Origin of the sequence: Streptomyces sedi, from assembly GCF_006335015.1 — a bacterium.
GTDB lineage: Bacteria > Actinomycetota > Actinomycetes > Streptomycetales > Streptomycetaceae > Streptomyces > Streptomyces sedi.
This window is the reverse complement of the sequence record NZ_VDGT01000003.1, coordinates 195,693-213,853: the sequence shown is the minus strand read 5'-3', so window position 1 is coordinate 213,853 and position 18,161 is coordinate 195,693. Positions and strand designations below refer to the sequence as shown.

Annotated in this window: 15 protein-coding genes; 1 reads left to right on the top strand and 14 read right to left on the bottom strand. The window is 69.2% G+C overall.

The genetic code is table 11. From position 1 onward, the window contains the following. Positions 1-53: 53 nt before the first annotated feature. The 9 genes from FH715_RS05665 to FH715_RS05625 all read right to left on the bottom strand — a co-directional run bounded on the left by FH715_RS05665 (position 54) and on the right by FH715_RS05625 (position 10,920). Positions 54-1,079: an ABC transporter ATP-binding protein gene (locus FH715_RS05665; RefSeq protein ID WP_139641338.1), complete on the bottom strand. Its 1,026-nt coding sequence runs from the start codon at positions 1,077-1,079 to the stop codon at positions 54-56. A gap of 15 nt (positions 1,080-1,094) precedes the next feature. After that, a complete protein-coding gene (locus tag FH715_RS05660) occupies positions 1,095-2,072 on the bottom strand; it encodes an ABC transporter permease (RefSeq protein ID WP_139641336.1) in 978 nt (325 codons plus the stop codon). A gap of 82 nt (positions 2,073-2,154) precedes the next feature. After that, positions 2,155-3,975, bottom strand: a complete 1,821-nt coding sequence (locus tag FH715_RS05655) for an ABC transporter substrate-binding protein (RefSeq protein ID WP_139641334.1) — start codon at positions 3,973-3,975, stop codon at positions 2,155-2,157. Between the two features lie 24 nt (positions 3,976-3,999). Then, positions 4,000-4,968: an ABC transporter permease gene (locus tag FH715_RS05650; RefSeq protein ID WP_170184641.1), complete on the bottom strand. Its 969-nt coding sequence runs from the start codon at positions 4,966-4,968 to the stop codon at positions 4,000-4,002. Positions 4,969-5,329: 361 nt separating this feature from the next. After that, entirely contained in the window at positions 5,330-6,370 is a 1,041-nt protein-coding gene (locus tag FH715_RS05645) for an ABC transporter ATP-binding protein (RefSeq protein ID WP_139641332.1), read from the bottom strand. Beyond that, positions 6,363-7,340: an ABC transporter ATP-binding protein gene (locus FH715_RS05640; protein WP_281290703.1), complete on the bottom strand. Its 978-nt coding sequence runs from the start codon at positions 7,338-7,340 to the stop codon at positions 6,363-6,365. Before FH715_RS05640 ends, FH715_RS05645 begins: the two co-directional genes overlap by 8 nt. Positions 7,341-7,362: 22 nt before the next feature. Continuing rightward, on the bottom strand, positions 7,363-8,322 hold the full coding sequence (locus tag FH715_RS05635; RefSeq protein WP_139641328.1) for an ABC transporter permease: 960 nt from the start codon (positions 8,320-8,322) through the stop codon (positions 7,363-7,365). Continuing rightward, positions 8,315-9,238: an ABC transporter permease gene (locus tag FH715_RS05630; RefSeq protein ID WP_139641326.1), complete on the bottom strand. Its 924-nt coding sequence runs from the start codon at positions 9,236-9,238 to the stop codon at positions 8,315-8,317. The genes FH715_RS05635 and FH715_RS05630 overlap by 8 nt, the downstream gene beginning before the upstream one ends. A gap of 44 nt (positions 9,239-9,282) precedes the next feature. Next, the gene (locus tag FH715_RS05625; protein ID WP_139641324.1) at positions 9,283-10,920 is read right to left on the bottom strand and encodes a peptide ABC transporter substrate-binding protein; all 1,638 of its coding nucleotides are present in this window, start codon (positions 10,918-10,920) and stop codon (positions 9,283-9,285) included. A gap of 168 nt (positions 10,921-11,088) precedes the next feature. Between FH715_RS05625 and FH715_RS05620 the strand changes: the two genes are divergently transcribed. Further along, a complete protein-coding gene (locus tag FH715_RS05620) occupies positions 11,089-12,303 on the top strand; it encodes a beta propeller repeat protein (protein ID WP_139641322.1) in 1,215 nt (404 codons plus the stop codon). Positions 12,304-12,318: 15 nt separating this feature from the next. Here FH715_RS05620 and FH715_RS05615 read toward each other — a convergent pair whose 3' ends face one another. The 5 genes from FH715_RS05615 to FH715_RS05595 form a co-directional block, all read right to left on the bottom strand. Beyond that, positions 12,319-13,350: an ABC transporter ATP-binding protein gene (locus FH715_RS05615; protein ID WP_139641320.1), complete on the bottom strand. Its 1,032-nt coding sequence runs from the start codon at positions 13,348-13,350 to the stop codon at positions 12,319-12,321. Then, positions 13,343-14,365 carry an ABC transporter ATP-binding protein gene (locus FH715_RS05610; RefSeq protein ID WP_139641732.1) on the bottom strand — a complete coding sequence of 341 codons (1,023 nt, stop codon included), beginning with the start codon at positions 14,363-14,365 and terminating at the stop codon, positions 13,343-13,345. The genes FH715_RS05615 and FH715_RS05610 overlap by 8 nt, the downstream gene beginning before the upstream one ends. 27 nt (positions 14,366-14,392) lie before the next feature. Continuing rightward, positions 14,393-15,382: an ABC transporter permease gene (locus tag FH715_RS05605; protein WP_425472680.1), complete on the bottom strand. Its 990-nt coding sequence runs from the start codon at positions 15,380-15,382 to the stop codon at positions 14,393-14,395. Further along, positions 15,375-16,304 (bottom strand): ABC transporter permease, encoded by a 930-nt coding sequence (locus FH715_RS05600; RefSeq protein WP_139641318.1) that lies wholly within the window; start codon positions 16,302-16,304, stop codon positions 15,375-15,377. Before FH715_RS05600 ends, FH715_RS05605 begins: the two co-directional genes overlap by 8 nt. A gap of 93 nt (positions 16,305-16,397) precedes the next feature. After that, positions 16,398-18,020: a peptide ABC transporter substrate-binding protein gene (locus tag FH715_RS05595; protein WP_139641316.1), complete on the bottom strand. Its 1,623-nt coding sequence runs from the start codon at positions 18,018-18,020 to the stop codon at positions 16,398-16,400. Positions 18,021-18,161 lie beyond the last annotated feature (141 nt).

Genomic DNA, 18,161 nt, shown 5'->3' with positions numbered 1-18,161 from the left:
ACGTGTCTCACGGGCGTCACGGTGCCGCGTCGCGTCCCGGCGGGACCCGCGCGCTACGCGAGCCTGGGCCTGATCCGCTCGCCGAAGAGCGTCCGCTGCCGCGCCTCGGTGAGGTGGCAGGCGGCGCCGCGCCCCTCGGGCAGCGCGGGGCGTTCGGTGGCGCAGCGCCCGTCGCCGACCTCGTCGACGAAGGTGCAGCGCGGCGCGAACGGGCATCCGGGCGGCGGGGTGAGCAGGCTGGGCGGGGAGCCGGCGATGGGCACCAGCTCCTTGTCGACGTCGGCGGTCAGCCGGGGCATCGAGGTCAGCAGCCCCCAGGTGTAGGGGTGTCGGGGCGCGGCGAGCACCTCGTGCACGGTGCCGCGCTCCACGGCCCGGCCGCCGTACATCACCAGCACGTCGTCGGCGACGCCGGCGATCACCCCCAGGTCGTGGGTGATCATGATGATCGCGGAGCCGAACTCCTGCTGGAGCTCCATCAGCAGGTCCAGGATCTGGGCCTGCACGGTGACGTCGAGGGCGGTGGTCGGCTCGTCGGCGATCAGCAGGTCGGGGTCGCAGACCAGCGCCATGGCGATCATGACGCGCTGCCGCATCCCGCCGGAGAACTGGTGCGGGTAGTCGTCGACGCGCTGCGCCGGGTGGGGGATGCCGACCTTGCCCAGCATCTCGATCGCGCGCTCCCGCGCCTCGCGGCGGGAGGCGCCGCGGTGCTTGCGGTAGGGCTCGGCGATCTGCCGGCCGACGGTGTAGTAGGGGGAGAGCGCGGTGAGCGGGTCCTGGAAGATCATGGCCGCGGTGTTGCCGCGCAGCCGTTCCAGGGCCCGTTCGGAGGCCCCGGTCAACTCGTCGCCGTCCAGGGTGATCCGGCCGGAGACGTCGGCCGTCTCGCGGCTGTGCAGGCCGAGGATGGCCTGGGTGGCGACGGACTTGCCGGAGCCCGACTCCCCGACGATGCCCAGGGTCCTGCCGCGGGCCACCTCGAAGGAGAGGCCGTCGACGGCCTTGACGGTGCCGTCCTCGGTGGAGAAGTGGACCCGCAGGTCGTCCACGGTCAGGAAGGGGCTGTTGGTGGTCATGAGTGGTCAGCGCTCCTAGGCAAGCCGCACCCGCGGGTCGATCAAGGCGTAACAGGCGTCCACGAGGATGTTGAACAGCACGATCATCGTCGCGGCGAAGAGCATCACGCCCATGAGCATCGGCAGGTTGGACTTGGTGACCGAGTCCACGGCGAGCCGTCCCAGGCCCGGCAGGTTGAAGGTGAACTCGGTGATCATCGCCCCACCGAAGAGCGAGCCGAGGTCGATGCCGAAGATGGTGACGATCGGGATCAGCGAGCCGCGCCAGGCGTAGCGGAAGAAGACGGTCGACCGCGACATGCCCTTGGCCCTCGCGGTGCGCACGTGGTCCTCGCGCAGCTGCTCGATCAGCGTGGCCCTGGCCATCCTGGTGTAGTTGGCCGTGAAGATCGTCGCCAGCACCAGCCAGGGCAGCAGCAGCCCGCCGAACCAGGCCATCGGGTCCTCGGAGATCGGCTCGTACTTCGGCTGGCTGAAGACCTGGTTGTTGTGGACCAGCAGCGCCAGGGCGAGCGGGCCGAGGAAGTAGATCTGCATCGAACCGAGCACCAGCGAGGCGGAGCTGAGCGACTTGTCCAGCAGCGTGCCGCGCCGCCAGGCGGCCAGCATCCCCATCGCGAGGCCGACCACCAGGAAGACCACGGCGCCGCCGACGGCGAGCGAGAGGGTGGTGGGCAGCCGGTCCAGGATGGTCTCCAGCACCGGGCGGTTGTCCGTGAACGAGTAGCCGAGGCACGGCGCGGGGCAGTGGCCGATCGGGTAGTCGCGGCCGGTGAAGATGCCGACCATGTACTCCCAGTACTGCACGGGCACGGGCTTGTCGATGCCCAGGTTCGCCTCGACGATGGCCAGTTGGTCGGGCGTGCAGGTCTTGCCGCAGGCCAGCAGGGCCGGGTTGCGCGGGATCGCGTAGAAGAGGAAGAACGTGACCGCGCTGATGATCAGCAGGATGACGATCGCGCCCAGCGATCGCCGCAGCAGGAATCGGAGCATCGGGTAGCAGCCCTTTGGGTTCGGTCGGCCGGGGTCCGGCGGGGGCGCCCGCGCGTGGCGGACGCCCCCGTCCTGACGACCGTCAGCCCTCGTCCTGGATGACGTAGATCCGATGCATGTCCACGGTTCCGAGGTCGTCGTTGAAGTCGGCGCCGCCGATCAACGAACCATGCAGGACGTTCATCTTGTAGTAGTAGAGCGGGACCTGGGTGAGCACGTCCTCGACGATGTACTTGTTCAGCTCGAACCACTCGGTGGCGGCCTCGGCCGGGTCGGTGATCTGCCGGATGCGGTCGATCTCCGAGTTGATCCGCTCGTCGTCGACGTGGCTGTAGTTGTTGGCCCCGTCCTGGATCTGCCGGCCGTCGAACTGCGGCGGGATCACCGTGGCGCTGGAGAGCCAGTCGTGGCCCCAGTTGCTGCGGTAGATGTCGTAGCCGTTGTCGACGATGCCGATGGTGTCGTAGTAGGAGGTCTGCGGCACCTCGCTGCGGTTGACCACGAAGCCCGCCTCCTCCAGCGCGTCCTCGACGGCCACGGCGGCCCGCGCGTCCTCGGTGGCGGTGTGGTGGACGTAGTTCAGCTCGTAGCCGACCGCGTCCGCCTCCTCCAGCAGCTCCCTGGCCCGCTCGGCGTCGCCCTGCGGGTTGGCGAGCTTGCCGTAGGGGTCGTAGCCCTCCTCGTAGCCCGGCAGCAGCGGGCTGATCAGCCCGCCGGCGTACTCGCCGCCGAACGCGCCGCCGTAGGCGTTGAGCACGCCGTTGAGCGGCAGCGCGTAGGCGATGGCCTGGCGCACCTTGAGGTCGGTGACCCGCTCGGCGTTGATCGCCATGGTGGCGACGAACGGCTGGTAGCCCTGCGCCAACCGCTCCTGGTACTCGGCGTTGGACGACACCTCGGGCGCGTTGCCCGGGTCCACGCCGTTGTTGAACGTGAGCGCGTAGCGGTCGTCGCCGTTGTCCGCCATCAGCCGCTGGGTCGAGTCGTCGGTGGTGTGCCCGAACGTGATCTCGTACCGGTCCGGGTAGGCGTTGCGCGCCGGGTCGGTGGCCGGGTCCCAGTGCTCGTTGCGCACCAGCGTCATCGAGCGGTCGGGGCGGAACTCCTCGATCACGTAGGGCCCGCTGGCCAGCGGCTCCTGGTCGTAGGCCTCGCGGGTGTCGCCGTCCTCGGGGACCAGCGCGTAGCCGACCATCGCCAACGCGTAGGGCAGGTCGGCCTGCGGCTCCTCGAAGTGGAAGACGACCGTCCTTTCGTCCGGCGTCTCCAGCACGCTGTCCGGCAGGTGGTCGCCCTCGTACGGCCCCTCGGGCAGCAGCTCGCGGTACTCGGCGCCGCCGCTGTTGGCCAGCCACTGCTGGAGGAACGTCGGCCCGTAGGTGAGGAACGGCGCGAAGGTGCGCTCGACGCTGTGCCGCACGTCGGCCGAGGTGATCGGCGAGCCGTCGCTGAAGTGGATGTCCTCCTTCAGCGTGTACGTCCAGGTCCGGCCGTCGTCGGAGGGGGTGCCGGAGTCGGTGGCGAGGTCGCCGACGACGGAGTACTCGCCGTCGTTGTCCATGCGCACGGCGGTCAGGCCGCGCTGCATGAGCTTGGCTATGTTCGACTCGGCGGCGGAGTAGATCTGCCCCGGGTCGAGATGGGAGGGCGAGGTCTCCTGGAGCACGTGGACCGTGCCGCCGGGGGTGGCGTCCGGCACCTCCTCGGCCGGCCCGGTGGACGCCTCGGCGTCGGCGAACGTCACCGCCTCCAGCGTCTCCGCGCCCTCCGTCCCGCCGCCGTTCGAGCCCTCGCCCTCGGGGCCGCCGCCGCCACCGCTGCTACAGGCGCTGAGCAGCAGCGCCCCGGTCAGCGCGACGGCCGCCCCCGCCAGGCGCGCTCGCCGCTGTGGTCGTTCACTCATGGTGCACCTGCCCGGTTCGTAGTGTCAGCGGTTGGTCTTGGGGTCGAACGCGTCGCGCACCGAGTCCCCCAGCAGGTTGAAGGCGACCACGAAGACCACCATCGCCACGCCGGGGAAGAACATGTAGGTGAGGTCGGCGCGGTATACCTCGGCGCCGATCGCGAACATCCGGCCCCAGTCGGGGGTCGGTTCCACCAGCCCGACGCCGAGGAAGGACAGCGCGGCGGCCGTGGTCACGAAGTTGGGCAACATGTAGGTGGCCTGCACCAGCATCGGCGAGACGACGTTGGGCAGCAGCTCCTTGCGGATGATCCGCCAGGGCGAGGCGCCGCTCACCTTGGCCGCCTCGACGAACTCCCGTTCGCGCAGGGCCATCGTCGCGCCGCGCAGGATGCGTCCGAGGGTCATCCAGCCGAGCACCCAGAGCACCACGATGATGGAGACCACCCGCACATAGGTCGGTGTCTCCTCGCGTGGGTCGACGAAGAGGGTCGTCACGATGGGCAGGAACGCCACGAAGAACAGCTGGTTGGGGAAGGCCATCAGCAGGTCGATGAACCGGCTGATCAGGAAGTCCGCCTTGCCGCCGAGATAGCCGGCGGTGATGCCGAGCAGGATCGCGGTCAACGTGGCGAGCACCGTGACGGCCAGCGCGATCAGCAGCGAGGTGCGGATGCCGTAGACGAGCTGGGTGAGGACGTCGCGGCCGAGGAACGGTTCGAGGCCGAACCAGAACTCGCCGTCGATCCCGCCGTTGGGCTTGACCGGGTAGCCGAACTCGTTGAGCAGTCCGGGCTCGATCTGGCCGTAGCGGGTCTGCGGGTCCTTTCCGTACAGCCAGGAGATGACCGGCGCGAGGATCCCGACGGCGAAGAAGAAGAGCACGACGCAGCCGGACACGACGCCCACCCGGTCACGGCGGAAACGGCGCCACATCAGCTGCCCAGGGGAGCGGCCCACCAGTTCGGTGGCGACCTGGGTATCGCTGGACATCAGATGGCCCCCCGATGGCGCTCTCGCGTGCGATGCGTGTAGATCGCGACTTTGGCAAGGGCGCGAGTTTCCCGTCAAGGGATAACAGAGGTACACACCTTTGAAAGGCGATTAGTAAGCGAAGTGCCGATGAACTGACATCGCTTCGCGCTTGACGTGATCCCGGGGGGCCAGAAATGTACGGACAAGAGGGGCGCACCCGGAGACGGTTGCCGTTAACAAGGCGGCAACGCCCCCGACCCTACAGGGATATCCGCGCCTCCCAGACTGAGGCGGTACGGCCGTGCGGGTGCCGTGACCGGGGCGGTGCGGCCTGTCCGCGCCGCCCCGGTTCCCGCGGGACCGCGGCCCGTCCACGGCCCTAACCGGCCGTCACCTCGGGCTTCTGGCCGGCGAAGTGGCAGGCCGACGGGTGGGCGACCGGCAGCCCCGCCTCCCGCAGATGACCGGGAACGGCCAGCTCCGGGTCGACCTCGGCGCACAGCGGCTGGGCCTTCCAGCAACGGGTCCGAAAATGGCACCCGGAGGGAGGATTGGCCGGGGAAGGCACATCTCCGGCCAGAATGATGCGTTCCCGGCGTTCGCTGGCGACCGGATCGGGCACCGGAACGGCGGAGAGCAGCGCCTGGGTGTAGGGATGCGTCGGATACCGGTAGATTTCCTCCTCGGTTCCGATCTCCACCACCCGACCCAGATACATCACGCCGACGCGGTCGGAGATATGGCGCACGATGGAGAGATCGTGCGCGATAAACATGTAGGAGAGGTCGAACTCGTTCTGCAGCCTTTCCATCAGGTTGATCACCTGGGCCTGCACGGAAACGTCCAGCGCGGAGACCGGCTCGTCGGCCACGATGATCTCCGGGTTGAGCGCCAGCCCCCGCGCGATGCCGATGCGCTGCCGCTGGCCGCCGGAGAACTGGTGCGGATACCGGTTGATGTACTCGGGGTTGAGCCCGACCACGTCCAGCAGCTCCCGCACGCGCTTCCTGCGCTCCCCCTTCGGCGCCACGTCCGGGTGGATCTCGAACGGCTCCCCGATGATGTCGCCGACCGTCATCCTCGGGTTGAGCGAGGTGTACGGGTCCTGGAAGACCATCTGGATGTTCCGCCGCACCGCGCGCAGCGCGCGCCCCGAGAGCTTCGAGATGTCCTCGCCCTTGTACCTGATCGTGCCCGAGGTCGGCCGCTCCAGGCTCATCAGCAGCTTGGCCACGGTCGACTTGCCGCAGCCCGACTCCCCCACGACGCCCAGGGTCTCCCCCGGGTAGAGGCGCAGACTGACCCCGTCCACGGCCTTGACCGCCCCGATCTGCCGCCGGAAGAGGATGCCCTGGGTCAACGGGAAGTGCTTGACCAGGTCCCGCACTTCGAGGATCGGCTCGCCCCGCTGGTCACTCACCGATCGTCTCCTTCCAGAAGTGGCAGGCGCTGGCCCGCCCGGGCCCCACCTCGTACAGCGGCGGCGCCGGGTCCTCCCGGCAGACGTCCCTGGCCAGCGGGCAGCGCGGGTGGTAGGCGCAACCCGCCGGAATCCGCGCCAGGTTGGGCGGCAGCCCGCGGATCGCGCGCAGCTCGCCCCCCTTGTGGTCCAGGCGCGGGATCGACTCCAGCAGGCCCTTGGTGTACGGATGCGCCGGACGCTTGTACAGCTCGTGCACGGGGGCCGTCTCGACGATCCGCCCGGCGTACATCACGGCGATCTCGTCGGCGACCCCGGCGACCACGCCGAGGTCGTGGGTGATCAGGATCAGCCCCATCCGGTACTCGCGCTGCAACTCGTCGAGGAGGTCCATCACCTGGGCCTGGACGGTCACGTCCAGCGCGGTCGTCGGCTCGTCGGCGATGATCAGCTCGGGTTCGAGCGCCAGCGCCATCGCGATCATGATCCGCTGGCGCATACCGCCGGAGAACTGGTGCGGGTAGTCGTTGACCCGCTCCTTCGCCGCCGGGATGCGCACCCGGTCCATCAGCTCGACCGCCCTGGCCTTGGCCTCCTTGCGGCTCGTGCCCCGGTGCACCCGGAACATCTCGCCCAGCTGGTAGCCGACGGTCAGCACGGGGTTGAGCGCGGAGAGGGCGTCCTGGAAGATCATCGCGATCTTGTCGCCCCTGATCCGCCGGCGCTCCTCGGCCCGCATGGTCAGCAGGTCGCGGCCCTGGAAGAGCACCTCGCCGCCGGCGATCCGCCCCGGCGGGGAGTCGATGATGCCCATCACCGCCTGCGCGGTCACGGACTTCCCCGAGCCCGACTCGCCGAGCACCGCCAGGGTCCGGCCGGCCTCGACGGTGTAGCTCACCCCGTTGACCGCCCGCACCAGGCCGTCCCTGGTCTCGAACTCCACGCGCAGGTCGCGCACTTCGAGCAGCATCGCGTTCCCTTCCCTTCGTCCCTCAGCGGAGCCTGGGATCGAGGGCATCGCGGACCGCGTCGCCCAGCATGATGAAGGCCAGGACCGCGACGCTCAGCGCGGCGGCCGGGTAGAGCAGGATGTGCGGCGCGTTGCGGAACTGCATCCCGTCCGAGGCCGCCGAGATGTCCACGCCCCAGGAGACCGTGGGCGGTCGCAGCCCGACGCCGAGGAAGCTGAGGGTGGCCTCCAGCGCGATGAACGTGCCGAGCACGATGGTGGCCATCACGATGACCGGGGCGATCGCGTTGGGCATGATGTGCCGCAGCAGCAGCCGGGTGTTGCCGGCGCCCAGCGCGCGGGCCGCCTGGACGTAGTCGTTCTGCTTGGCGGTGATCACCGCGCCCCTGGCGATGCGGGCGATCGGCGGCCAGCCGAGGGCGGCGATCACCAGCACCACGGGCCAGATGCCGCGCAGCGTGATCATGCTGAGGAAGACGATGGCGCCCAGCACCATCGGGATGCCGAAGAACACGTCGGTGACCCGTGAGAGCAGCGTGTCCCAGAAGCCGCCGAAGAAGCCGGCGAGGCTGCCGACCACCGCCCCCAGCAGCGCGACGCCCAGCGTGGCGCAGACGCCGACCGCGATCGAGGCCCGCGCGCCGTAGACCGTGCGGGTGTAGACGTCGCAGCCCTGGGTGTCGAAGCCGAACCAGTGGCCCGCGCTGGGCCCTTCGAGGGAACGGCCCAGCTCGCAGTGGACGGGGCTGCGCGAGGCGATCAGGGAGGGCCACAGCGAGATCAGCACCAGGAAGAGGATCAGCAGCGCCGAGACCACGAAGATCGGGTTGCGCCGCAGGTCGTGCCAGGCGTCCGACCAGAGCCCGCGCGGCGCGCCCTCGACCTCCTCGGCGGTGCCGACGGTCAGCGCGTCGGCGCTCGCCCTCTCCTGGGCCCCCAGCGGGTCCGAGCGGCCGGATCGGTCCGAACGGCGGTCAGGCATAGCGAATCCTCGGGTCGAGCACGGCGTAGAGCAGGTCAACCAGCAGGTTGGCGAGGAGGAAGATCAGCACCAGCACGACGACGAAGCCGACCACCGTGGGCGAGTTCTGCCGCAGGATGCCCTGGAAGAGCTGGTAGCCGACGCCCTGGATGTTGAAGATCCGCTCGGTCACGATGGCGCCGGCCATCAGGTTGCCGATGTCGGCGCCGAGATAGGTGACGACCGGGATCAGCGAGTTGCGCAGCAGGTGCCGCACGGTCACCCGCCGCCTCGGCAGGCCCTTGGCGACGGCGGTGCGCACGTAGTCGGCGCGGACGTTCTCCGCGACGGAGGTCCTGGTCAGCCGGGTGACGTAGGCGAGCGAGACCAGGGAGAGGATCAGCCCGGGCACGATCAGCTCGTCGAGGCGTCCCTCGGGGCCGACGGCCGGGTCGATCCAGCCGAACTCGACGCCGAGGAAGAACTGGAGCGTGGTGCCGAGCACGAAGGTGGGGATGGCGATCACCACCAGCGTCAGCACCAGCACCGAGGTGTCCAGCAGCCGGCCGCGGCGCAGCCCGGTGATGACGCCGAGGGTGATGCCGAGCAGGATCTCGAAGAAGAGCGCGACCAGCATCAGCCGGGCGCTGATCGGGAAGGCCCGGCCCATCAGGTCGGTGACCGGCTCCCCGTTGAACGCGGTACCGAAGTCGCCGGTGAAGATCTTCCCCATGTACAGCAGGTACTGCTGCCAGACGGGCTTGTCGAGGTTGAACTGCTCGCGCAGCGCGGCGGCGGTCGCCGGGTCGGGGCCCCGTTCGCCGAAGAGCGCGGTGACGGGGTCGCCGAGGGCGTAGACCATCAGGAAGATCAGGAAGGTGGCGCCGACGAAGACCGGGATCATCTGGAGCAGGCGCCGGATGACGTAACGTCCCATGGGTCCTCCGGTGGGGAGCGGCGCGGCGGGCTGGGGTCAGCCGGTCAGGAGACGGTGATCTCGGTGAAGACCGGGACGGAGAACGGGTTGAGCCGCACGTCGCTGACCCGCTCGGAGAAGCCGGCGGTGCCGTTCTGGTACCAGAGGGGGATGGAGGGCATGTCGTCGACGAGCACCTGCTCGGCCTCCTTGAAGAGGCGCACGGAGTCCTCCTCGTTGTCCGCCGAGTTGGCCTGGTCGACCAGGTCGTCGAACTCGTCGCTGCTGTAGCCGCCGTCGTTGGAGGAGGCGTCGGTGTAGTACAGCGGCTGGAGGAAGTTCTGGATCAGCGGGTAGTCCATCTGCCAGCCGGCGCGGAACATGCCGCTCATCTCGCGGCCGGTGATCTGGTTGCGGAAGTCGGCGAAGGTGGGCACCGGGTTGACGGTGCAGGCGTTCTCCTGCTCCAGCGCGTTGTTGACGCTGTTGCAGACCGCGTCGAGCCACTGGCGGTGGGAGCCGGTGTCCACGTTGGAGGAGAGGGTCACCCGGCCGCCGGGGAGGCCGCCGGCGTCCTCGATCAGCTGGCGGGCGCGCTCGGGGTCGTACTCGCAGACCTCGCCGCAGAGCCCCTCCTGGAAGCCGCCGTCCTCGCCGAGCACGGGTGAGGTGAAGTCACTGGCGGGGGTGCGGGTGCCGGAGAAGATCCGCTCGGTGATCTGCTCCCTGTCGATCGCCATGGAGATGCCCTGGCGGAGCTTGACGCCGTCCTCGCCCGACCAGGCGTCGTCGTAGAGGGGGAAGACGACCGTCTGGATGATGCCGGCCGGCTGGTTGAGGTAGCGGTCGCCGAGGTCGGACTCGGCGTTCTTGAGCTGGGAGGCGGGCACGTCGTCGATGACGTCGAGGTTGCCGGCCTGGAGGTCGGTGTAGGCGGTGTTGTTGTCGGTGTAGACGCGCAGGTCGACGCCGTCGTTCTTCGCCTTGTCCGGACCGTCGTAGTCGTCGTTGCGCACCAGCCGCATGGACTGGCTGCGCTGGTAGGAGTCGATCTCGTACGGGCCGTTGCCGATGGGCTTGGCCAGCCAGCCCTCGTGGTCGTCGAAGAACGCCTGGGGCAGCGGGGCGTAGGCGGCGTAGCCGAGCGTCTCCGGCCAGAGCGCGAACGGCTCGGTGAGCCGGACGGTGAAGGTGTGCTTGCCGGTGACCTCCAGGCCGCTGAGCGTGTCCGCGGTGGCCTCGGCGCCCTCCTCCTCGGGGTGTACCTCGTCGTAGCCCTCGATGAACTGGAAGAAGTAGCTGGCGATCTGCGCGTTCTCCAGGTGGGCGCCGTAGTTCCAGGCGTCGACGTAGGAGTCGGCGGTGACCTCGGTGCCGTCCTGGAAGGTCCAGCCCTCCTTGAGGGTGACCGTGAACTCCTGCTGGTCGTCCGTCTCGATCGACTCGGCCATCATGTCCTCGGCCTCGCCGGTCTCCGGGTTGTAGCGCTTGAGGCCCCGGAAGATCATGTCGAGGACCTTGCCGCCCTGCACCTCGTTGGTGTTGGCCGGCTCCAACGGGTGCTGGGGGTCGCCCCAGGAGGCGCGGACCATCCCCGAGCCGCCGCCGCTGCCGCCCGAGCCGCCTCCGCCGCAGCCGGAGGCGAGCAGCGCCAGGGCGGTGGCGCCGACCAGGGTCGGGGCCAGTCGGGTGCCGGCGATCATGGGCGCCTCCTGGGCGAGGGGACGTCTGCCAGTGGAGGGGACCACTGGCAGGGAGCGGCCTGTGCATCCCTTATATCCCTATTTACAGGAAATCGGACACTTGTCGCTCCGGAGTGTTGCCCGAAAACCCCCATATGCCGGACCGGCCCGCTGCGTTATGGTCTGGCCATGCCTCGCAGGTCTCCTCTCCCGCAGGTCCTCGTCCTCACCGCACTGACGCTGCTGAGCTGCACCTCCGCCGAACAGGCGACCGACGACCCGGCCGCCCACGGCACGCCCGGCGCCACCCCCGCGCCCGAGCCCTCGGCAGACCCCCCGCCGATCCCCTCCCAACCGCAACTTTCCGGCCAGGTCGCGCAGCTGAGCTTCGCCGGCCCCGACCACGCCGCCGCGCTGCTCGTCGAGTGCCTCCACGGAGCCACCCGGCACGAGGGCAACTGCTCCTACCGGGTGGCGGTCCTCGACGAGGACGAGTGGATCACCCACGACACCCCGCTGCCCACCACACCCGCCGCCAACAGCCTCTTCACCGTGGAGGCCGTGGGCGAGCGCGGGGTGCGGGTCTCCTCGGGACAGACGGACTGGCTCTCCACCGACGGCGGCGAACGCTGGCAGTCCGACAGCCCCAGCGCCGGCCCCGACGGGCGGACGTCCCGCGCGATCCCCGAGGGCGCGGTGCCGCGCCCGGCCGGGCAGGACCCCGACGAGCGCGCGCTTGAGGTGCTCTCCCCCGACGACGCCCGGCCGCGCCGGCTCGCCGGCCAGCCGCCCCTCACCGAGCTGGGCCGCCCCGGGCGGCTGCCCGACGGCGGCTGGTGGGTGGCCGGGCTCGACCCGGAGACCGGGCGACCCGACATCGCGATCACGCTGGACGCCGGCCGCGGATGGGAGCGGCTGCGGCTCCTGGACGAGGCGCCGGAGGCCGACCGGCGCTCGGTCAACTCGCTGGTCCTGGCCGCGGGCCCCGACGACTGGTACGTGCTGGCCAGCGGCAGCGCCACCCTGGAGCCCGGCAGCAGCTCGGCGCTGGCGACCACCCTGCTGGCGATCTACCGCGGCTCCGAGGGGGGCACCGGCTGGGAGCGGGCCTGGTCGCCCTCGGAGGGCCCCGGGCCGCACTCGTTGGTGGGCACGCCCATCGCGGCGGACGACGGCAGCCTCACCGTCTACTCGTTCGACGCCATCTACCGCAGCGACGACCGGGGGCGCACCTTCGAGGTGACCCGCCCCGGCGCGCCGCCGGAGCTGCCCGAGCTGACCCCGGCCGGCTATCTGCTGACCGACCTGAGCCAGCCGGGCCACTACCGGATCTCGGCCGACGGCTTCACCTGGCGCACCGTGGTGCTGGGCCGGCCCGACGTCGCGGTGCCGACCCAGCCCTGACGGCGGGAACGCGCCTCAGACGTGGACGACGTCCCGCTCCTCGGCGAAGTGGCACGCCGAGGGGTGGGCGACCCCGCCCTTCTCCTTGGCGAACCGCTCGGGGATCGCCAGCACCGGCACCTCCTGCGCGCACCGGTCCTCCGCCTTCCAGCAGCGGGTGCGGAAGCGGCAGCCCGACGGCGGGTTGGCCGGCGAGGGAACGTCCCCGGCGAGGATGATCCGCTCCCGGCTCTCCCGCACCTCCGGGTCCGGCTGCGGCACCGCCGACAGCAGCGCCTGGGTGTACGGGTGCGTCGGGTGGTCGTAGATCTCCCCGTCCGTGCCCAGCTCGGCCAGCTTGCCGAGGTACATCACGCCGACCCGGTCGGAGATGTGACGCACGATCGACAGGTCGTGGGCGATGAACACGTACGACAGGGTGAACTCGTCCTGGAGCCGCTCCATCAGGTTGATCACCTGGGCCTGCACCGAGACGTCCAGCGCGGAGACCGGCTCGTCGCAGATGATGATCTCCGGGTTGAGCGCCAGCCCGCGCGCGATGCCGATGCGCTGCCGCTGGCCGCCGGAGAACTGGTGCGGATACCGGTTGATGTACTCGGGGTTGAGCCCGACCACGTCCAGCAGCTCGCGCACCTTCTTGCGACGGTCGCCCTTGGGCGCCACGTCCGGGTGGATCTCGAACGGCTCCCCGATGATGTCGCCGACCGTCATCCTCGGGTTGAGCGAGGTGTACGGGTCCTGGAAGACCATCTGGATGTTCCGCCGCACGGCCCGCAGGGCGCGCGAGGAGAGCTTCGAGATGTCGTCGCCCTTGTACTTGATCGTGCCCGAGGTCGGCTGCTCCAGGTTCATCAGCAGCTTGGCCACGGTCGACTTGCCGCAGCCCGACTCGCCCACGATGCCCAGGGTCTCGCCCTGGTACAGCTCGAACGAGACGTCGTCCACGGCCTTGACCGCGCCGATCTGCCGCTTGAAGAGGATGCCCTGGGTCAACGGGAAGTGCTTGACCAGGTTGGCCACTTCGAGAATGGGTTCGCGGTCAGCCATGGATCGTCTCCTTCCAGAAGTGGCAGGCGCTCGCCCGGCCGCCGATCGGGCCGCCGTCCTGCTCCAGCACCTCGGCCAGCGGCGGGGTGTCCGTGAAGCACACGTCCTGCGCCATCGGGCAGCGCGGGTTGAACGCGCAGCCCTGGGGGATCGCGGTGAGGCTGGGCGGCAGCCCCTGGATCGCGTACAGCTCCTTGCCCTTGTGGTCGAGGCGAGGAATCGACTCCAGCAGGCCCTTGGTGTACGGGTGCGCCGGACGCTTGTACAGCTCGTGCACGGGGGCCGTCTCGACGATCCGCCCCGCGTACATCACCGCGATCTTGTCGGCGACGTCCGCGACCACACCCAGGTCGTGGGTGATCAGGATCAGCCCCATCTCGAAGTCGCGCTGCAACTCCGCGAGCAGGTCCATCACCTGGGCCTGGACGGTCACGTCCAGCGCCGTGGTCGGCTCGTCCGCGATGATCACGTCCGGCTCCAGGGCCAGCGCCATCGCGATCATGATCCGCTGGCGCATACCGCCGGAGAACTGGTGCGGGTAGTCGTTGACCCGCTCCTTCGCCGCCGGGATGCGCACCCGGTCCATCAGCTCGACGGCCTTGGCCTTGGCCTCCTTGCGGCTCATGCCCCGGTGCACCCGGAACATCTCGCCCAGCTGGTAGCCGACCGACAGCACGGGGTTGAGCGCGGAGAGGGCGTCCTGGAAGATCATCGCGATCTTGTCGCCCCTGATCCGCTGCCGCTCCTCCTCGGACATCTTGAGCATGTCCTCGCCGCGGAACAGGATCTCGCCGCCGGTGATGCGGCCGGGGGGCATGTCCAGGATGCCCATGATGGTCTGCGCCGTCACGGACTTGCCGGAGCCCGACTCGCCCAGGACGGCCAGGGTCTCCCCCGCGTCCACCGTGTAGCTGACCCCGTTGACCGCCTTGGCCGCGCCCTCCCGGGTGTGGAACTCCACGTGCAGGTCCCGGACTTCGAGCAGCGGAACGCCGGGGACCTCCGCCTTGGTCATCTCTATCGACACGCGCGTATCTCCCACTCAGCGCAGCTTGGGGTCGAGGGCGTCACGCACGGCGTCACCCAGCATCAGGAAGGACAGGATGGTGATGCTCAGCAGGATCGAGGGGTAGAGCAGCACGTGCGGCGCCACCCGGATCTGCTTCTGCGCCCTGTTGATGTCGCCACCCCAGGAGATCGCCGGATCCGAGAGGCCGATGCCCAGGAAGGAGAGCACCGCCTCGGCCGTGATGTAGCCGCCGAGCGCGATCATCGCCACCACGATGACGGGGGCCGCCGCGTTGGGCAGCACGTGACGCAGCAGGATGCGTCCCGTGCCGGCGCCCAGCGAGCGTGCCGCCATCACGTAGTCCGACTGCTTGATCGCGATCACCGACCCGCGCATCACCCTGGCGATCGTGGTCCACCCCAGGAGGGCCAGGGCCACGGTCACCGTCCACACGGTCCTGGTGTCGAACGAGACCAGGAACACCATGGCACCCAGCAGGAAGGGGATGCCCATGAACGTGTCGGTGATCCGGGAGAGCAGCGCGTCCAGCCAGCCGCCGAAGTAGCCGGCGAGCATCCCGATGGTGCCGCCGAGCAGCACCACCAGCACGGTCACCGAGACGCCGATGATGATCGAGGCGCGGGTGCCGTAGATCATCCGGGCGTAGATGCTCTGGCCCTGCTGGTTGTACCCCAGCCACTCGGGCTGGAAGAAGTGCGTCAGCTCCGGCTTCTGGAGGTAGCTGGTGGTCAGGTCGCCGCTGCGGGGACTGACGCTGGTGAAGAGTCCCGGCCAGGCCGCCATGACCAGCAGCACCAGGATGATGGCGGCCGATATCAGGAACGACGGCTTGCGGCGCAGGTCGTGCCAGGCGTCCGACCAGAGGCTGCGCGGCTTGCCGGGGACGGGACCCGACGCCGCCATCTCCGCCGGCTGTCCGTCCTCGGTCACCGCCGTGTCGGGCTCGGGTGCCTCGGAGGCGCGCACGGCCTTGTTGACGTTCGTGGCTTCGGCTTCAGGCATAGCGAATCCTTGGGTCGAGGACCGCGTACAACAGGTCGACGATCAAAGTGACGATGAGATAGACCAGGATGACGAACGAGACGATCCCCACCACCGTCGCCCCCTCGCGGGAGGTGAGCGCCGTGTAGACGGCCTGGCCGATGCCGTGGATGTTGAAGATCCCCTCGGTGACGATGGCCCCCGCGAAGAGGTTGCCGAGGTCGACGCCGAGGAAGGTCACCACCGGGATCATCGAGTTCCGCAGCAGGTGCACCCGGACCGCGCGGGACGGGGAGAGCCCCTTGGCGCGCGCCGTCCGCATGTAGTCGGAGCGCCGGTTCTCCGCGACGGAGGTCCGCGTCAGCCGCGCCACGTAGGCCAGCGACAGCGAGGCCAACACGATGGCGGGGAGCAGCAGTTGGCCCCAGTTCTCGGAGTCCTGCACGTTGGGGCTGACCCATCCCCAGCGGACGCCGAAGTAGGTCTGGTAGAGGTAGCCGATCACGAAGACCGGGACCGAGGTCAGCAGCAGGGTGATGAAGAGGATCACCCGGTCGGTCTTGCCCCCGGCGCGCAGGCCGGCGACGAGACCCATCGCGATGCCGATGCACGCGGTGAACAGGAAGGCCAGCAGGGTGAGTCTGACGGTCGCGGGCAGCGCGTCCGTGATCACGTCGATGACTTCGCGTCTGCTGGCGATCTGGGTGCCGAAGTCCCCCTGGACCAGCCCGGTGAGGTAGTCCCAGTACTGCTTGAGGATCGGCTGGTCGAGCCCGAGATCCGCCTTCATCGCGGCCATCTGGGCTTCGTCGGGGGCGCGTTCGCCCCACAGGGCTCTGATCGGGTCGCCGGGTAGGGCGTACATCATCATGAAGATGATGAACGTCGCGCCGATGAACACCGGAATCATCTGGAGCAGTCGCCGCACGACATAGCGCCCCATGGTTCCTCCATCTAAGTCGGCGGGACCGACGGGCCGCTCCGTGGTGACGGAGTGGCCCGTCGGCCCCCTTGCGCTGCTGGTGCCGTGCTGGCCTTACTTGACCGTGATCTCGGTCAGCAACGGCTGGCCGGAGGTGTCGAAGGACACGTTCTCCACGTTGTTGGAGTAACCGGCGTTGATGTTCTGGAACCAGAGCGGGATGGCCGGCATGGTCTCCCAGAGGACCTGCTCGGCCTCCTGGTAGGCGGCGACGGTCTCCTCCAGGGAGGCGGCCTGGTTGCCCTCGTCGAACAGCTGGTCAACCTCTTCATTGTCGAAGCGACCGTAGTTGGTCGACGCGCGCGAGTGGTACAGCTCGCTCATGAAGTTGACGTTCAGCGGGTAGTCGGCGAGCCAGCCACCACGGTAGAAGCCCTCGACCTCGTTGGCGTCACGCGCCTCCAGGTCGGTGTCGAAGTCCGGCTTCACGTCGGAACGGCACTCGATGTCGAGGTTGGCGATCAGGTTGTTGCAGACCGCGTCGACCCACTCCTGGTGGCCGCCGTCGGCGTTGAACTGCACGACGACCTCGTTGTTCGGGACGCCGCCGCCCTCCTCGACCAGCTCGGCCGCGCGCTCCGGGTCGTAGGTGGTGATGTCGCCGGAGGCGCCCTCCTGGTAGCCCAGCACGCCGGGAGGCGCGAAGCTGTCGGCCGGGGTGCGCGAGCCGTTCAGCACCGTGGAGGTGATGGTCTCCCGGTCGATGGCCATCGAGATGCCCTGGAGCACCTTCGGGTCGACGTCGCCCCAGTCGCCGTACTTGACCGGCACGATGGTCTGGATGCCGTTGTACGGCTGGGTGACGGCGCGGTCGCCGAGGTCGGTCTCGTAGACCGGCAGGTCCTTCGGGTCGACCTGGCGGATCACGTCCAGGTTGTCCGAGAGGAGGTCCTGGTAGGCCGCGTCGAGACCGGTGTAGGCGATGATGTCGACGCCACCGTTGACCGGCTTGTTGTCGCCGGCGTAGTCCTCGTAGGTCCGCAGCTTGATGGACTCGTTGTGGTTCCACTCCTCGAACGCGTACGGACCCTGGCCGATCGGCGCCTCGCTGAAGGCCTCGGGGTCGTCGTAGAAGCTGTCCGGGAGCGGGGTGAACGGCGTGTACCCGAGCTTGTAGTCGAAGTACGAGACCGGGTTGCTCAGCTCGACCGTGAAGGTCAGGTCGTCGACGACGCTCAGGCCGGACATCTCCTCGGCGGTGGGCTCCTCGCCCTCCTCCGGGTGGACGTCGGCGTAGCCGGCGATGTCGGCGAACCAGAAGCTGGTCGACTGGTTGTTGTCGATGTGGGCGGCCCAGTTCCACGCGTTCACGTAGTGCTGCGCGGTCACGTCGGTGCCGTCGTGGAAGGTCCAGCCCTCCTTGAGCTTCACGGTCCAGACGGAAGCGTCCTCGTTCGGCTCCACCGACTCGGCGGCGACCATGTAGATCTCGCCCTCGTCGTCGAAGTCGAGGAGCTTCGAGAACACGTTGTCCATCACCAGGGCGCCGTACTGCTCCGTGGTGTCGGACGGGATGAGCGGGTTCTGCGGCTCACCGCCGTCGACCCGGACTATGCCGGCCGAGTCCCCACCGGAGGCGTCGCCGCCCGAGTCGTCGCCGTCACTGCCGCAGGCGGTCGCGGCGAAGGCCACGACAATCGCACTGGCGACCCATTTGGCGCTACGCGCACCACGCATGGGCTTTGCCTCCTTGGGAGTCCACTGTCACTGCAAGAGAGAACCCCGGAGCGAGGACCAAGGTCATCTACCCGCGTCACACGCGTCCGGATCGCAATGCCCACAACTATTGGGCATAAAACCCGCGCTAACCACCGGTTC

What these genes read in the sequence shown, in the direction of transcription:
- FH715_RS05655 (WP_139641334.1), bottom strand. Translation starts at nt 3,975, where the DNA reads ATGAGTGAACGACCACAGCGGCGAGCGCGCCTGGCGGGGGCGGCCGTC.
- FH715_RS05660 (WP_139641336.1), bottom strand. Translation starts at nt 2,072, where the DNA reads ATGCTCCGATTCCTGCTGCGGCGATCGCTGGGCGCGATCGTCATCCTG.
- FH715_RS05620 (WP_139641322.1), top strand. Translation starts at nt 11,089, where the DNA reads ATGCCTCGCAGGTCTCCTCTCCCGCAGGTCCTCGTCCTCACCGCACTG.
- FH715_RS05630 (WP_139641326.1), bottom strand. Translation starts at nt 9,238, where the DNA reads ATGGGACGTTACGTCATCCGGCGCCTGCTCCAGATGATCCCGGTCTTC.
- FH715_RS05610 (WP_139641732.1), bottom strand. Translation starts at nt 14,365, where the DNA reads ATGACCAAGGCGGAGGTCCCCGGCGTTCCGCTGCTCGAAGTCCGGGAC.
- FH715_RS05605 (WP_425472680.1), bottom strand. Translation starts at nt 15,382, where the DNA reads ATGCCTGAAGCCGAAGCCACGAACGTCAACAAGGCCGTGCGCGCCTCC.
- FH715_RS05650 (WP_170184641.1), bottom strand. Translation starts at nt 4,968, where the DNA reads ATGTCCAGCGATACCCAGGTCGCCACCGAACTGGTGGGCCGCTCCCCT.
- FH715_RS05600 (WP_139641318.1), bottom strand. Translation starts at nt 16,304, where the DNA reads ATGGGGCGCTATGTCGTGCGGCGACTGCTCCAGATGATTCCGGTGTTC.
- FH715_RS05625 (WP_139641324.1), bottom strand. Translation starts at nt 10,920, where the DNA reads ATGATCGCCGGCACCCGACTGGCCCCGACCCTGGTCGGCGCCACCGCC.
- FH715_RS05595 (WP_139641316.1), bottom strand. Translation starts at nt 18,020, where the DNA reads ATGCGTGGTGCGCGTAGCGCCAAATGGGTCGCCAGTGCGATTGTCGTG.
- FH715_RS05640 (WP_281290703.1), bottom strand. Translation starts at nt 7,340, where the DNA reads ATGCTGCTCGAAGTGCGCGACCTGCGCGTGGAGTTCGAGACCAGGGAC.
- FH715_RS05615 (WP_139641320.1), bottom strand. Translation starts at nt 13,350, where the DNA reads ATGGCTGACCGCGAACCCATTCTCGAAGTGGCCAACCTGGTCAAGCAC.
- FH715_RS05635 (WP_139641328.1), bottom strand. Translation starts at nt 8,322, where the DNA reads ATGCCTGACCGCCGTTCGGACCGATCCGGCCGCTCGGACCCGCTGGGG.
- FH715_RS05665 (WP_139641338.1), bottom strand. Translation starts at nt 1,079, where the DNA reads ATGACCACCAACAGCCCCTTCCTGACCGTGGACGACCTGCGGGTCCAC.